Origin of the sequence: Streptococcus mitis, from assembly GCF_002005545.1 — a bacterium.
In the GTDB taxonomy this organism is placed as follows: Bacteria; Bacillota; Bacilli; order Lactobacillales; family Streptococcaceae; genus Streptococcus; species Streptococcus mitis_I.
The window spans coordinates 43,188-57,962 of record NZ_LBMT01000001.1; the positions used below are offsets into that span (position 1 = coordinate 43,188).

General features: G+C 42.0%; 10 protein-coding genes. All 10 read right to left on the reverse strand.

Annotated features, from left to right (window positions below):
* Positions 1–2 precede the first annotated feature (2 nt).
* A complete protein-coding gene (locus QS39_RS00215) occupies positions 3–1,001 on the reverse strand; it encodes an envelope stress sensor histidine kinase LiaS (RefSeq protein WP_060805227.1) in 999 nt (332 codons plus the stop codon).
* On the reverse strand, positions 998–1,696 hold the full coding sequence (gene liaF, locus QS39_RS00220) for a cell wall-active antibiotics response protein LiaF (protein WP_077804271.1): 699 nt from the start codon (positions 1,694–1,696) through the stop codon (positions 998–1,000). The genes QS39_RS00215 and liaF overlap by 4 nt, the downstream gene beginning before the upstream one ends.
* 76 nt (positions 1,697–1,772) lie before the next feature.
* Positions 1,773–2,783, reverse strand: a complete 1,011-nt coding sequence (fni, locus tag QS39_RS00225) for a type 2 isopentenyl-diphosphate Delta-isomerase (protein WP_077804272.1) — start codon at positions 2,781–2,783, stop codon at positions 1,773–1,775.
* Entirely contained in the window at positions 2,767–3,774 is a 1,008-nt protein-coding gene (locus QS39_RS00230) for a phosphomevalonate kinase (RefSeq protein WP_077804273.1), read from the reverse strand. The genes fni and QS39_RS00230 overlap by 17 nt, the downstream gene beginning before the upstream one ends.
* Entirely contained in the window at positions 3,761–4,714 is a 954-nt protein-coding gene (gene mvaD, locus QS39_RS00235; protein WP_077804274.1) for a diphosphomevalonate decarboxylase, read from the reverse strand. Before mvaD ends, QS39_RS00230 begins: the two co-directional genes overlap by 14 nt.
* On the reverse strand, positions 4,696–5,574 hold the full coding sequence (gene mvk, locus QS39_RS00240; protein WP_077804275.1) for a mevalonate kinase: 879 nt from the start codon (positions 5,572–5,574) through the stop codon (positions 4,696–4,698). Before mvk ends, mvaD begins: the two co-directional genes overlap by 19 nt.
* A 121-nt stretch (positions 5,575–5,695) precedes the next feature.
* The gene (gene cbpF, locus QS39_RS00245; RefSeq protein WP_077804276.1) at positions 5,696–6,661 is read right to left on the reverse strand and encodes a choline-binding protein CbpF; all 966 of its coding nucleotides are present in this window, start codon (positions 6,659–6,661) and stop codon (positions 5,696–5,698) included.
* 208 nt (positions 6,662–6,869) lie between these two features.
* The gene (locus tag QS39_RS11205) at positions 6,870–8,147 is read right to left on the reverse strand and encodes an LPXTG cell wall anchor domain-containing protein (protein WP_257617672.1); all 1,278 of its coding nucleotides are present in this window, start codon (positions 8,145–8,147) and stop codon (positions 6,870–6,872) included.
* 13 nt (positions 8,148–8,160) lie between these two features.
* Positions 8,161–8,286 (reverse strand): GTP-binding protein, encoded by a 126-nt coding sequence (locus QS39_RS11130; RefSeq protein ID WP_142761229.1) that lies wholly within the window; start codon positions 8,284–8,286, stop codon positions 8,161–8,163.
* The gene (locus tag QS39_RS00255; protein WP_077804277.1) at positions 8,256–14,765 is read right to left on the reverse strand and encodes a MiiA motif-containing surface protein; all 6,510 of its coding nucleotides are present in this window, start codon (positions 14,763–14,765) and stop codon (positions 8,256–8,258) included. Before QS39_RS00255 ends, QS39_RS11130 begins: the two co-directional genes overlap by 31 nt.
* Between the last annotated feature and the right edge of the window lie 10 nt (positions 14,766–14,775).

Sequence of the window (14,775 nt, forward strand, 5' to 3'; positions counted from 1 at the left end):
CCTTATAATTCCTTATCTAACAAGGGAATACGGATATCAACTGCCAGCCCTTGCTTGGGAGCTGTTAATAACTGAACCGTCCCTGCCATATCTTCAACCCGCTCCTTGATATTGCGGAGTCCATAACTCAGGTCATCTAAACTCCCCAACTGAAAACCAATCCCATTGTCCACCACCTTCAGCTGCAATTCAACATCTGTCTGATAGAGGTAGACATCTAGGCAAGAGGCCTGGGCATGGCGGAGGGTATTGCTGATCAACTCTTGCAGGATACGGAAGATATGCTCCTCGATTTTCTTAGGCAATTTCGTCACATTTTGCTTGAAACTAACCTTGAGATCACTCTTGTCCTCAAGCTCTTTTAAGAGGATTTGGATTCCCTCAACCAGACTCTTTTGCTCCAGTTCAACTGGTCGCAAGTGCAGGAGCAAGACCCGCAAGTCCTTCTGGGCTGTTTCAAGGATGGCTGTGACACTCTGCAACTGGGTCTGCATCTTTTCTCTATCCAATTTCAAAGCCTGCTGACTGATACCCGATAAAATCATGTGGGCTGCAAACAACTCCTGACTGACTGTATCGTGCAAATCCCGAGCAATCCGCTTCCGTTCTTTCTCGATGATTTCCTCTTCCTGAGCAAGACTGTGATTTTCAGCCTTTTGAAGAGCTTCTGTCAAAAGGTTAAGTTTACCTGACAAGGACTTGAAACTGGCATCTAAATCTGGATCAGCAACCTGAACCACTTCTTGTCCTGCTAATAAACGCTTGAGATTGGCCTGCATCTTTCTTAGAGAAAGCTCTTCAATACCTCGCCAAAATAGGGCTAAGAGACAGGTCATGGACATGCTGAATACCAACAACAAAAAGACAAATTTTTCTGTTTTTTCGACATCGTGCAAGAAAATAGACCAGTCAAAATCAAGAATTTCCAATAAGCTGTGGGAGAAAAATAAGACAAACAGGAAGGAGGTAATTGCAATGATTACATAAGCTTGTTTTTTCATCCTCTGACCACCTCCACATCCCCAATCATAGTAGTCAAGAAAATCTTGACACTCTTGTTACTCTTAAGATAGTCTCTTGTTTCTTGATGATAGTGTTCATTACGGAGGGCTCGCTTGGGCTGGTTGAAAAAAGTCAAGTCACCATAGAGACAGTTAACGCTGAGACTGACTTCCACATCTACAGGTACGATGATTTTGGTCGTTCCTACCATCTTTCTGAGGATAATAACATTGTCATGATTGGTTAGGATGACCCTCTCCAGATGAATGGTATCCTTGCCCATAAGACGAAAGAGATTGATATCATCAAACTGGCAAGTCTGGTAGCTTGAAAAATGATGGAGATTTCCAAACCAACGATTTTTCTCCTTCTTAACCGTCACCACCTCTTCAAAAACCAAATTGGTCTGCTCTTTTTCCTGGTTCATCATCGGATAAAGAAGAAAGAGGCTATAGATGACCGCAACAAAAATAGCTAGAATCACAAAAGGATTGAGCATGACGATGAAAAAGAAGAGAATGGTTGCCACCACCAAAAGGAGGTTATTGCCCTCTTTACCAGTGTAATAGCGAATCAAAAGCAAAAAGAGGAATAGAATCAGCAGAAAACGCGAAAAATGCTCTGAAACCATCAACATCAGAGCTCCCGTCAACAGACAGGCTTCGATAAATAAAAAGATTTTAAATTTTCTCATAGGTTCATCCTCTCCCTTCTATTTTATCACACTTCAAAAAAGTCGCCTCGGTCTGAAGATGGAAAAAAGGCGGTGGTTACGCCTTTTTCATCTGATCTTTTGCTTCTTTTAATTTTCCATAAAGAAGATAGTCTACGTTTTGCAGATCTGCTATGGTGGCACAATTAAGGGCACACATAATCAAGCGTAGATCTGCTTTCCAGCCTTGGACAATGCCAATCACTTCTTCAACTGAATAGGTTTCAACCAATTCCAGAACTGTTCGAGACAGGCCTACAGCCTTGGCACCAAAGACCAAGCACTTAATCATATCCAGCGGATTGCGAACGCCTCCACTGACCAAGAGTTCAACCTTGTCTTTCCAGTCTTGGGCATTGAGAAGGGCTTGCATAGTAGACTGGCCCCATTGATTGAGGTAGTTACGTTGGCCACTGCGGCGGTTTTCAATATAGGCAAAACTGGTGCCACCACGACCTGACAGGTCAAAGGTTCGAACGCCCAATTCATAGGCTCTTTCAATAGTCTTCACATCCATCCCAAAGCCCACTTCCTTGAGGACAATCGGAACAGGGATTTGCTTACTATAGTCTGCTAGATTCGATTGCCAGCTTCTGAACTTCCTTTCTCCCTCAGGCATGAGTAATTCCTGCATGACATTGACATGCACTTGTAAAAGTAAAGGATTCATCTCCGTCACAGTCTGCAAACCAAGTTCAACCGGCTTATCCAATCCAATATTGGTTCCAATAAGGAGATTTGGATGACTAGACTTGACAGAAAAAGAGGCATCTGATGGATCTTTGAGAGCCGCACTATAAGAGCCCGTCACAAACAAAATCTCACAGGCTTCTGCTACCTGAGCTAGTTTTTGATTGATTTCTTTACCTTTTTCACTCCCACCTGTCATGGCATTGATATAGAAAGGAAAGTCCCACTTTCGACCAGCAAACTCTGTCGACAGATCGATTTCATCCAAGTCGTAAAGAGGCAAGGAAGAATGAATCAACTCCACCTCATCAAAGCTATTATAGGAACTTTTCTGCTCAAGGGCATAGCGGATGTGCTCATCCTTACGATTTGTCGTCATGTCCTATCCTTTCTTGGTATAAGAGCTCAATCCCCAGATCGGCCCAACGGTTTTTTAGGGTTTCAGTTGATTGCTCATCAAAACTCAAGGCAATCCCACAATCACCACCACCAGCACCACTACTCTTAGCAATAGCTTGCAAATCTTGACTAGCTTCTTTCAACTGTCTGAGCGAAGGCGTGTAAATATCTGTACTCAAGCCTTCTAAAAGCTGGCTGGCTACTTCTACTTGCTCGATAATTTTTTCTGATTCCCCATGCTCCAAGGCTTCTACCAAAGCAGCCACCGTTTCTTTTGAGGAACTTAAAAAATTCTGATTGATATTTTGCTTGATTTGCTGGACCATGTGACTCGATACAGCCACTTCCTTGGTCCATCCCACTAGAAAATCACATTCTAGGGCTGGTTTCACTTGTGAGATAGAAAAGCCCCAATCACTCTCTAAAACAGTCGCCAAGTTTTCTTCTTCCAACCAAGCTGCCACCTGCTGGCGGTCAAATGACTGGTATAGAACCAATTCCTCTGCCACAATACAGGCAAGGTCCCCCATAGAACCATTGTCTCCGCGCTTGAGCAAGACAGCACTGGCCAGCTTGAACAAGAGATCCTGATCAACCGAAAGCTTATACAGAGCTAGCAGAGCCTTGATGACCAAAACAACGACGCTACCGCTAGAACCTAGACCAAACTTTTTCCCTTCTCGTTCCATTTTCCCACGAATTTCTAGAGAAAAAGGTCGCAAGGTTTGCCCATGATAAACGAGGAAATCTTCCACTAAAGCAATCGTTTCTTGAATCAAGCTGTAGTCAGGATTTGGTGTCAAGTCCACTGCGAAATCAAACATATCCGAATAGATACGATAACTATCTGAAAAAGCAATCTCGCCCTTCATATAGATAGGTATCGCCTTTATCAAGGCTAGCTGTCCTGGCTCTAAAATGGCATATTCACCCGCCCAATAGAGTTTTCCGCAAGTTTTAACAGCAATCATCTTGGCTCAAATCCTTTGTTTTTGACACAATCAAGCGATAACGTTGACCGAAGATTTCTGATAAATGCTCCAAGTCTTTCTCTTGACAGAGGACTTTGACATTGGGACCAGCATCCATAGTAAAGTAGCAGGCTTCCCCTTGCTCACGTAGCTGGCGAACAAAGTCCATGGCTTCATAAGATGCATCGGTCAGATAAGAAAAAGCTGGTGATGCTGTTTTGGTTGTAGCGTGCATAGCAAGGGCATTTTCCTCCGTTAACTCCCCAACCTTGGCAAAATCATTCTCTTTGAGATAAAGCAGCATATCCTGATAATCCTTCTCAGACTGACGGACCCAGTCATCAAAGGTCGTCGAGGTTTCCACACAAAGTTTCATCCCGTCACGGCTAGAAATTGGTTTTTTCTTGTCCTCTAGCACCAACATAATCATAGCTAGTTTCAGGTCTGTCTCTACCGGGTAAATCTCTCCGCTATCCTTGTCCCAGGCACCTAATGGTCCATAAAAACTCCGAGAGGAAGATCCTGAGGCAAACTTAGCCTCCTGTGCCAACTGGCTCCGAGTCAATCCAAGCTGAAAATAAGCATTACAAGCCTTGACCAAGGCAGACAAACCACTAGAACTTGAGGACAGACCCGCCGCGGTAGGCATATTGTTCTGAGTATCGATACGGACAAAGCCTTCTCCAACTGGACGGTAGCGGTCAATAATCTTACTCATCTTGGCATGCTCAGCCTCATTTTGTAGCTTACCATTGATATAAAAGGCATCAGCTGTCGCATCCGTCGGTAGAGATGACAAAGTTGTCTCCGTATACATATTCTCCAAAGTCAGAGAGATACTGCTAGTAGCAGGCACCATCTCTTTTTCTTTTTTCTTTCCCCAATATTTGATAATAGCAATATTTGCGTAAGAACGTACTGTTACAGGCTCTCTATCCATGTCTGAACAGCTCCTTTCTCTTCTAATCTTTCTGCTAGTTCTTGTGCGTGTGTCAAATTGGCTGCCAAGGCTATGATACAGCCTCCAAGCCCACCACCGCTCATCTTAGCACCCAGAGCACCATGACTAAGAGCTGTTTCAACCAGATGGTCTGCCTCAGGGCTACTGACCCCAATTTCTTTTAAATGTAAATGCGCTTGACTGAGGATTTGTCCCAATCCTTCAGCATCTTTTTGTGAAATCGCATCTTCTGCCTGCTGGGTCAATTCCCCCAAGGCATGCAAAAACGGCAGGGCATCCTTGCCCTTGTTTTGAACCACTTGGATGGCTTCACGAGTGTGACCATAGACGCCCGTATCTGCAATGACCAAATAGGCAGATAGATTCATCTCAAGCTCTGTAAATCCTACGTTCTTAATAAAGCGAATAGGCTGGTCACTGAGACAGGTCTTAGCATCCAAACCACTCGGATTCATATGGGCAATCATCTCAGCCCGATTGACCAAGATTTCTAGTACATCATGAGGCAGATCAGCCTGATAGTAGTCAAATACCGCACGAATAGCTGCTATGCTAATAGCAGCTGACGAACCCATTCCCCGTTTTTCAGGGATAGCCGAATCAATCTCACAGCGAATGCAGGCTTCTTTGATATCCAAATACTCCAGCGAAGCATACACCGCCATGGACAAGGTATCCTCCTCATAAAGACGCCATGGACTTTCAGCAGGAACTACCTTACAAGTCACCTCTACCTCCAAAAGAGGCAAGGAAATAGCAGGATAACCGTAAACGACTGCATGCTCCCCTATTAAAATAATCTTACTATGTGCCTGACCGACACCAAGTTTTTTTGTCATTTTTTCCTTTTGCTAGACGAAAAAGCCGTCCCATTTTTCATACAAGTATTTATTCTTTCCTATCTATTTTATTATATTTTCACAAAAAAAGCGATTGTTTCCTTCACAATCGCCTCTTTCATTATTGAACCCATTCGCCATTATAATTGACAGAATAGCCATCTACAGTGGTATTCACTGCCAAGGCACCTGAGCTATAAGCGTAGTACCATTTACTACCGACCTGGAACCAACCAGTTGCCATAGCTCCTGATGAACGAAGATAGTACCACTTGTTACCAAGATATTGCCAGCCAGTTTGCATATCACCATTTTCAGCATCTAGATAATACCAAGTTGAGCCTTCTTGATACCAGCCAGTTGCCATTGCACCTGATGAACGGAGGTAGTACCACTTGTTACCAAGATATTGCCAACCAGTTTGCATAATACCATTTGTTGGATCTAGATAATACCATGGAGCAGCTTTTAGCTTATCTTCATCATATGTAAGAGGAAAATCCTTAACCCAACCACGTGCTAGCTCCCCAACAGTCAATCTGTTGATGCGAGAATCAAAGCCACCATCCTTCAGTAAATAATACCAGTGCCCCTCATCATAAATCCAACCAGTTTTTAAGGTGTGATAACTACGCTGATCTTCAAAATAATAGACTCGTTTCTCTGCTGGACTATCATATTGTTCCCCATGATGTTTGTTGGTATTTGTAGCAGTTTTTGCTTCTAAAACTTGCTTACCAACAAATTCTTGTAGTACCCCATCTTGACCAAAGTAAAACCAATCTGGTCTAAAAGCAATATCTTGCCTTAGAGAAGAACCAATCGTAACCCCTTCGTGTGGAGCAGGTATATATTGCCAGCCGACAACCATCTCTCCAGATAAAGAATCAAAATAATAGTATTTTCCATCAATCACTCGCCAGTAGGTTTCTTTGAGTTCCCCCTTCTTGTAGTAGGTTCTACCATTTTCTTGGACAAATTGCCAACCTTCTGAATCAGCATCATCCGCCAATACTGCACTTGTCGCTAGCAAACCAAAGAAAAAGACTGCTAATGCGATTTGCATCAATTTTTTTATTATTTTCATTAGACTTATCCTCCTGCAAGGATTCTAGCAAAAATTAAATTGTATGTCAATATTACGGCTTTAAAATCATATAATAATGAACTATCATTTGATTCACTAGTAAAATCTCCTAGCAGGCTTCCCTGCTAGGAGATTTTCTTATGAGAGATACTTGTCTAAGCTTTGAAAATCGGATTTATCATCTGATAATTATCAAACAATCTACCAATTAAGCTTCTTCGTCTTCTTTACGACGACCTGCAAGACCAAGACCAAGTAATGCACTTGCGGCAGCTGCTACCATAGCTACAGTAGAATCTGCTGTACCTGTATTTGGCAATTCTTTAGCTGCTTTACGCGCATTTGCTTGTGCTGATGCTGTTTGACCAGCATTAGCTGCTGCTTGAGCAGTAGCTGGAGTTGCATGATCAGTTGATGGAGAAACTTTCGCCATGAAGTCTTCGATACGTTTAACCATTGCATCCACTTCTGCTTGACTTGCGACTGCATTGGCAAATACTTTCTTAGCATCTGCTAATAAGTCATTCGCTTCTTTTGCAGTTTCTGCATCAAGCTTAGCTGATTCTTTAATGATCAATTCATCTAATTGATGGATAGCACCTTCTAACTTAGCTTTATTCACTTTTGCATCAGTGTTATTAGCTGCGTTATTGTCAGAAGTTCCGTTACCGTTACCACTGTTATTGCCTCCACCATTTGATGGTACATATGGACGTTGTTTAAAGATATCTTCAGCTGACTTAGTTAAGTCTGCTGCTGGAATCACTGCTGTGTTTCCTGCTGGCGTTGTCACTGTTGCGTTTCCTTTATCATCTACTACTACAGTCGCACCTGGATTTACAGCTTTAACTTTGTCTTCGATGGCTTTCTTCTCAGCATCTGTAAGTTTATCTGGGTTCGCTACCACAGTCTTATCTGCTGGTTTAACTACATCGTTACCTGCATTTGGCTTAGCTGCGTCTTCTGATGACTTAGTTAAGTCTGCTGCTGGAATCACTGCTGTATTTCCTGCTGGTGTTGTCACTGTAGTGTTTCCTTTATCGTCTACTACTACAGTCGCACCTGGATTCACTGCTTTAACTTTGTCTTCGATGGCTTTCTTCTCAGCACCTGTAAGTTTATCTGGGTTCGCTACCACAGTCTTATCTGCTGGTTTAACTACATCGTTACCTGCATTTGGCTTAGCTGCGTCTTCTGATGACTTAGTTAAGTCTGCTGCTGGAATCACTGCTGTGTTTCCTGCTGGCGTTGTCACTGTAACGTTTCCTTTATCGTCTACTACTACAGTCGCACCTGGATTTACAGCTTTAACTTTGTCTTCGATGGCTTTCTTCTCAGCATCTGTAAGTTTATCTGGGTTCGCTACCACAGTCTTATCTGCTGGTTTAACCACATCGTTACCTGCATTTGGCTTAGCTGCATCTTCAGCTGACTTAGTTAAGTCTGCTGCTGGAATCACTGCTGTGTTTCCTGCTGGCGTTGTCACTGTAACGTTTCCTTTATCGTCTACCTACTACAGTCGCACCTGGATTTACAGCTTTAACTTTGTCTTCGATGGCTTTCTTCTCAGCACCTGTAAGTTTATCTGGGTTCGCTACCACAGTCTTATCTGCTGGTTTAACCACATCGTACCTGCATTTGGCTTAGCTGCGTCTTCTGATGACTTAGTTAAGTCTGCTGCTGGAATCACTGCTGTGTTTCCTGCTGGCGTTGTCACTGTAACGTTTCCTTTATCGTCTACTACTACAGTCGCACCTGGATTTACAGCTTTAACTTTGTCTTCGATGGCTTTCTTCTCAGCATCTGTAAGTTTATCTGGGTTCGCTACCACAGTCTTATCTGCTGGTTTAACCACATCGTTACCTGCATTATCTGATGATTTCTTAACTGTATCAGCTGATGGAATAACGGCTGTTGTACCATCTGGGTAAGTGACTGTTGTTGTACCATCTTGGCCAACTTTAACATCTGTTACTGTTGGGTTTGATTTCTTAACTTCATCTGCTACCTTAGCTTTTTCTGCTTCAGTCAAGTTACTTGGATCTACAACTGGTGTTACCGCTGGATCCTTAACTGCATTATCTGATGATTTCTTAACTGTATCACCTGATGGAATAACGGCTGTTGTGCCATCTGGGTAAGTGACTGTTGTTGTACCATCTTGGCCAACTTTAACATCTGTTACTGTTGGGTTTGATTTCTTAACTTCATCTGCTACCTTAGCTTTTTCTGCTTCAGTCAAGTTGCTTGGATCTACAACTGGTGTTACCGCTGGATCCTTAACTGCATTATCTGATGATTTCTTAACTGCCTTACCTGCTGGGATAACTGCTGTTGTGCCATCTGGGTAAGTGACAGTTGTCGTACCATCTTGGCCAACTTTAACATCTGTTACTGTTGGGTTTGATTTCTTAACTTCGTCTGCTACCTTAGCTTTTTCTGCTTCAGTCAAGTTACTTGGATCTACAACTGGTGTTACCGCTGGATCCTTAACTGCATTATCTGATGATTTCTTAACTGCCTTACCTGCTGGGATAACTGCTGTTGTGCCATCTGGGTAAGTGACAGTTGTCGTACCATCTTGGCCAACTTTAACATCTGTTACTGTTGGGTTTGATTTCTTAACTTCGTCTGCTACCTTAGCTTTTTCTGCTTCAGTCAAGTTACTTGGATCTACAACTGGTGTTACCGCTGGATCCTTAACCGCGTTATCTGATGATTTCTTAACTGTATCACCTGATGGAATAACGGCTGTGCTACCATCTGGGAAGGTTACAGTTGTCGTACCATCTTGGCCCACTTTAACATCTGTTACTGTTGGGTTTGATTTCTTAACTTCGTCTGCTACCTTAGCTTTTTCTGCTTCAGTCAAGTTACTTGGATCTACAACTGGTGTTACCGCTGGTTTAGCTGGAGCTGTGGTATCCTTAGTTGCGGTTGCTGGAACACTTGGTTCTGATACATTACCTGCTGGATCTGTTGCTTTCGCTGTTACGTCTCCTGCTGGAAGCTCTCTCGTTGGTGTGATTGTAGCTTTTCCGTTTTCGTCTGCTACGCCTTCACCAAGCTTGTGACCATCTTTATCAAATAGCTCAACTTTAGATCCTGGTTCTGCACTTACTTCAACTGGTGTCTTAGTTCCTGCTTTATCTGTTAGATCTGTCTTAACTTCTGGTTTAGCTGGAGCTGTGGTATCCTTAGTTGCGGTTGCTGGAACACTTGGTTCTGACACATTTCCTGCTGGATCTGTTGCTTTCGCTGTTACGTCTCCTGCTGGAAGCTCTCTCGTTGGTGTGATTGTAGCTTTTCCGTTTTCGTCTGCTACGCCTTCACCAAGCTTGTGACCATCTTTATCAAATAGCTCAACTTTAGATCCTGGTTCTGCACTTACTTCAACTGGTGTCTTAGTTCCTGCTTTATCTGTTAGATCTGTCTTAACTTCTGGTTTAGCTGGAGCTGTGGTATCCTTAGTTGCGGTTGCTGGAACACTTGGTTCTGACACATTTCCTGCTGGATCTGTTGCTTTCGCTGTTACGTCTCCTGCTGGAAGCTCTTTCGTTGGTGTGATTGTAGCTTTTCCGTTTTCGTCTGCTACGCCTTCACCAAGCTTGTTGCCGTCTTTATCGAACAACTCAACCTTAGATCCTGGTTCTGCTGTCACTTCAACTGGTGTCTTAGTGCCGGCTTTATCTGTTAGATCTGTTTTGATTTCTGGTTTAGCTGGAGCTTTTGTATCTGCTGTTGCTTTTTCTGGTGTGCTTGGCTCTGACACATTTCCGGCTGGATCTGTTGCTTTCGCTGTTACGTCTCCTGCTGGAAGCTCTTTCGTTGGTGTGATTGTAGCTTTTCCGTTTTCGTCTGCTACGCCTTCACCAAGCTTGTTGCCGTCTTTATCGAACAACTCAACCTTAGATCCTGGTTCTGCTGTCACTTTAACTGGTGTCTTAGTGCCGGCTTTACCTGTTAGATCTGTTTCTACAACTGGTTTAGCTGGAGCTTCTGTATCTTTGGTTACAAATTCTGACAATGGTTTTTTATCTGTAGAACCATCTGTATATGTTACTACAAGATTTCCATCAGCATCTTTTGTTAATGACTTGATCTTAGCATCTTTATCTGTAACTGGAGCATCTTTTGAGATATTCGCATCGTCGTTATCTTTCTTGTACTCAAGTTGCAGTTTTTCTTTGATTTTAGCTAAATCAGCTTCTGTTACGTTTGCTGGATCTGCTACGGCAACTTTTTCTGTTGGTGCCTTGATATCGTACTTATCTGTTTGAGATTTAACAACAAATTGAACGTATCCTGGTTTTTGTTGACGTACTGCATCATCAGTTGAAGCATTATAGTCTGCAGATATGTTTGACTTGATATCTTCATTATCTTTAGCTTCAATGAAACTTGTCCATTGGTTTGGAGCTTTAAGAGTAGTTACACCAGTCATCTTGATTGTTGCTGTTCTTTTATCTTTAGATACTGTTCCTTCTCCGTTTGTAACAGCACCATTATCAATCTTACCTACTGTAAATCCATACTGTGTAGCGTTATCATTTGTAACACCACCTGGTCCACGTAAGTACAAGTCTTTAACTGTCGTTTCATCTTTACCTGTGAATGTTAGGTCAGTATTCTCACCAGTGTAAACATAGATTTGACGTTTGTCTGCATTTGAGTATGGAACTTCTACTGTTGGTGCTACTCCGACAAACTCTGATAATGGTTTTGTGTCTTTTGATCCATCTGTGTATGTTACTACAAGATTTCCTTTATCATCTTTTGTTACTGAAGCAATTTTAGCATCTTTATCTGTAACTTGAGCATTTTTTGAGATATTCGCATCGTCATTATTTTGATTGTACTCAAGTTGTAATTTTTCTTTGATTTTAGCTAAATCATCTTCTGTTACGTTTGCTGGATCTGCTACGGCAACTTTTTCTGTTGGTGCTTTGATATCGTACTTATCTGTTTGAGATTTAACAACAAATTGAATGTATCCTGGTTTTTGTTGACGTACTGCATCATCAGTTGAAGCATTGTAGTCTGCACCTGTCATTGATTTTAAATCATCATTATCTTTAGCTTCAATGAAACTTGTCCATTGGTTTGGAGCTTTAAGAGTTGTAACACCTGTCATCTTAATAGTTGCCGTTCTCTTATCAGCAGATACTGTTCCTTCTCCATTTGTAACAGCACCGTTATCAATCTTACCTGTTGTGAATCCGTACGCTGCAGCGTTATCATTTGTAACACCACCTGGTCCACGTAAGTATAAGTCTTTAACTGTTGTTTCATCTTTACCTGTGAATGTTAAGTCAGTATTTTCACCTGTGTAAACATAGATTTGACGTTTGTCTGCATTTGAGTATGGGATTTCTACAGTCGGAGCTACTGCTGGAGCTGCTGGGGTTGTTGGATTAACTAGATATGCTGCTGCAATCTTATCTTTTGATCCATCAGGATAAGTGATAGTAAGGTTACCCTTTTCATCTACACTGTATTGTGAATCTGCTGGAAGACTTGGGTTAGCAGCTTTAACAGCGGCGATGACCTTGTTCTTGTCATCTTCACTAAGATTATTAGAATCCGAAACATCTAGTTTTGTACCTGCAACTGGCTCATATTTCTTAGCAGTCTCAAGAACATTTACTATAAGTTCTCTGTATATCGTTGTTGGTTTATCTCGATTCTTCGCATGAAAAATAACACTTGTACTTCCTGCTGGCTGGTCCATTGCAACAGTACCACTATATTTAGCATCACGTTGTCTAATCGTAGCTCCGTTTGAAGATCCTAGGTATCCCCCTGATGGCAATACGCCTTTTATAGCTGTCGCATTTTTCTCAACCGAAAATTTCTCTAAAGCTGTAGCTTGAGCTACAACATCAACATCAATTTTATCACCAGGATATACTGTAATTTCTGACCTACTTACCAATAGTCTAGTATCATCATTACCAGTCACGCCACCATCCTTAACAGTCACTGGTGAGGCTGTAACCGTAATCGGTGCACTCTTAGCTGACTCTTTACCACCTACTGGTGTTGAAGTCGCTGTAATCTCTCCTGCTGGAAGACTGTTTGTAGGGTGAACAGTTGCTACACCTTGGGCATTAGCTACAGCTTCACCGATTACGACACCATCTGTGTTGTAAAGCTTAACAGTTGAACCTGCTGGTGCTTTAACTGTCACATCAGCTGGAGTACTTGCTTTGCCTGCCAAATCATTGACAATTTCTGGACCTCTAGTCTCTGCCTCTGCTGCTGGTTTGTTAGTCGCTGCACCTGCCGCTGGTTTGTTAGTCGCTGCACCTGCCGCTGGCGTGCTTGGTTTTGGTGCTTCTGGTTTTGGAGTAACTGGCTTAGCTGGTGCTACTGCTTCTTTTTCAACAATTACTTTTACAGGAACTTCTTTTGTAGATGTATCCGGGTAAGTTACAACTACTGTTGCTGGTTTTTCACCTGGAGTTTTTGTATCAACTGTATCCTTGTACTTAACTGTTGTTCCTTGTGGAAGAGTGTCAAAGTTTCCAATTGATTTTGTCGCATCTGGTTGTTGTCCAGCTTTTACAGTTTGATTTTTCGCTGTTGGTTCAGGGGAAACATCAGACTGCCACATTTTCACAGGGTTAGTTGCAATGTTGGCGAAACCTGCATTGGCACCAGCAGTGGCGCTACGCATCATACCAAACACAACCTTCATATCTTTTAACTGTTCGTTAGTTGTTGTTTCAGGAACTGCAGTTCTAAAACTCCATACATAGCCATCATACCCTGAACCACCCGTAGTCGAACGATCCACAATCAAACGTTTGTCATTCAAGGCAGCACCGTATACTAACTGTTTAGTTCTCGGAGAAGAATCAGACGACGCACTCTTGAAATATCTGTCCTCCTGACCGGCAAGTTTTTCGATGGAACGGCCATAGAGAGTACTTTCCCAACCAGATGCCAGAGCAAAGGTATCTTTTTTGTCTAATGGTAATCCAGCAGCTGTAGCTGGTACTGGATTTTCAAACGTTACAGAATTACTCAACGCTGAACCATCAGGTTTTATACGTTGAACTTTTCCATTTATAAATTTAGGGTTGATTGGAGAGTTATATTTTGCACGTGTAATGCTAGTTGGCATATTAACTTCTGCAGGAATTTGGATGAAATTTCGATATACATCTCCTCCATCTGTATTATACGTATTAGCTAGATTTTCTGCATGATCATTATAAAAGACAAGCCAATCTAATGAAGTAATCTTCCCACTATTGTCTTTATTATATTTAACTTTATAATTTGTAACTCTAGAAACTACATTAACAGCGTCATCTGTAGACGTGTATCTATTAACATCATTAAGGATATAGGCATCACTATGACCATTTGCGGCTGCATTTGTACCTTCTGAATAGGCAACTTCCGCTCTAAAAGCATTATTTTTATCTAATGCTTTACCGTTACGTGGGTCGTTAGATCCTGTGTTTTCGATTGAGTTAGATTCTGATTTTTTCTCAGTATTTTCTGCTTTTTTACCTACAGTTTCTTTTCCGTTAGTAGTGTCTACTGCTGGTGTTTCTTTTTTCTCTACAGGTTTATTTTTTAATTTAGTGTTAGCTGTAGTTACAAGTTTATTGTAAGCTTTTGTGATTTCATCTTGAGTTGTTGCGTTTGCTAATGTAGCTTTTGCAGCTTCTAAGTCAGCTTTTAATACCGCAACACTCTCTTCTGTTTTGTTATCATACGTTCCGTTAGCTAATTTTGCTTCGATTTCTGCAATGTAGTTTTCTAGTTTAGTTTTGTCTAAAGCTTTAACTTCTTTTGCAGTTTCTCCATCAAGTTTTGCCGCTACTGCTGGTGTTCCAGCAACTTCTGGCTTGTTTTCTGCTACAGCAGGTGCCTCATAAGTTCCTGCTTCTCCACCGTACCCAGGCTTAGCCTCCTCAGCTTTTGAACCACTCTCTACAGTCGTTTCCTCTGCCGTGTTTGCATGGACCATTTGAGTAGCTAAGCTAGCTCCGACCGCAAAAACAAGAGAACAACCGAATAGGAAATGCTTTCCTTTTTTGATCATTCTCCAGTTCTTTTGCTCTGCATTTTTACGATTAAAATACATTACATTTTCT

Bases quoted from the DNA above. Each gene is read 5' to 3' on its own strand.
- QS39_RS00215 (WP_060805227.1), bottom strand. From the start codon at position 1,001: ATGAAAAAACAAGCTTATGTAATCATTGCAATTACCTCCTTCCTGTTT.
- liaF (WP_077804271.1), bottom strand. From the start codon at position 1,696: ATGAGAAAATTTAAAATCTTTTTATTTATCGAAGCCTGTCTGTTGACG.
- fni (WP_077804272.1), bottom strand. From the start codon at position 2,783: ATGACGACAAATCGTAAGGATGAGCACATCCGCTATGCCCTTGAGCAG.
- QS39_RS00230 (WP_077804273.1), bottom strand. From the start codon at position 3,774: ATGATTGCTGTTAAAACTTGCGGAAAACTCTATTGGGCGGGTGAATAT.
- mvaD (WP_077804274.1), bottom strand. From the start codon at position 4,714: ATGGATAGAGAGCCTGTAACAGTACGTTCTTACGCAAATATTGCTATT.
- mvk (WP_077804275.1), bottom strand. From the start codon at position 5,574: ATGACAAAAAAACTTGGTGTCGGTCAGGCACATAGTAAGATTATTTTA.
- cbpF (WP_077804276.1), bottom strand. From the start codon at position 6,661: ATGAAAATAATAAAAAAATTGATGCAAATCGCATTAGCAGTCTTTTTC.
- QS39_RS00255 (WP_077804277.1), bottom strand. From the start codon at position 14,765: ATGTATTTTAATCGTAAAAATGCAGAGCAAAAGAACTGGAGAATGATC.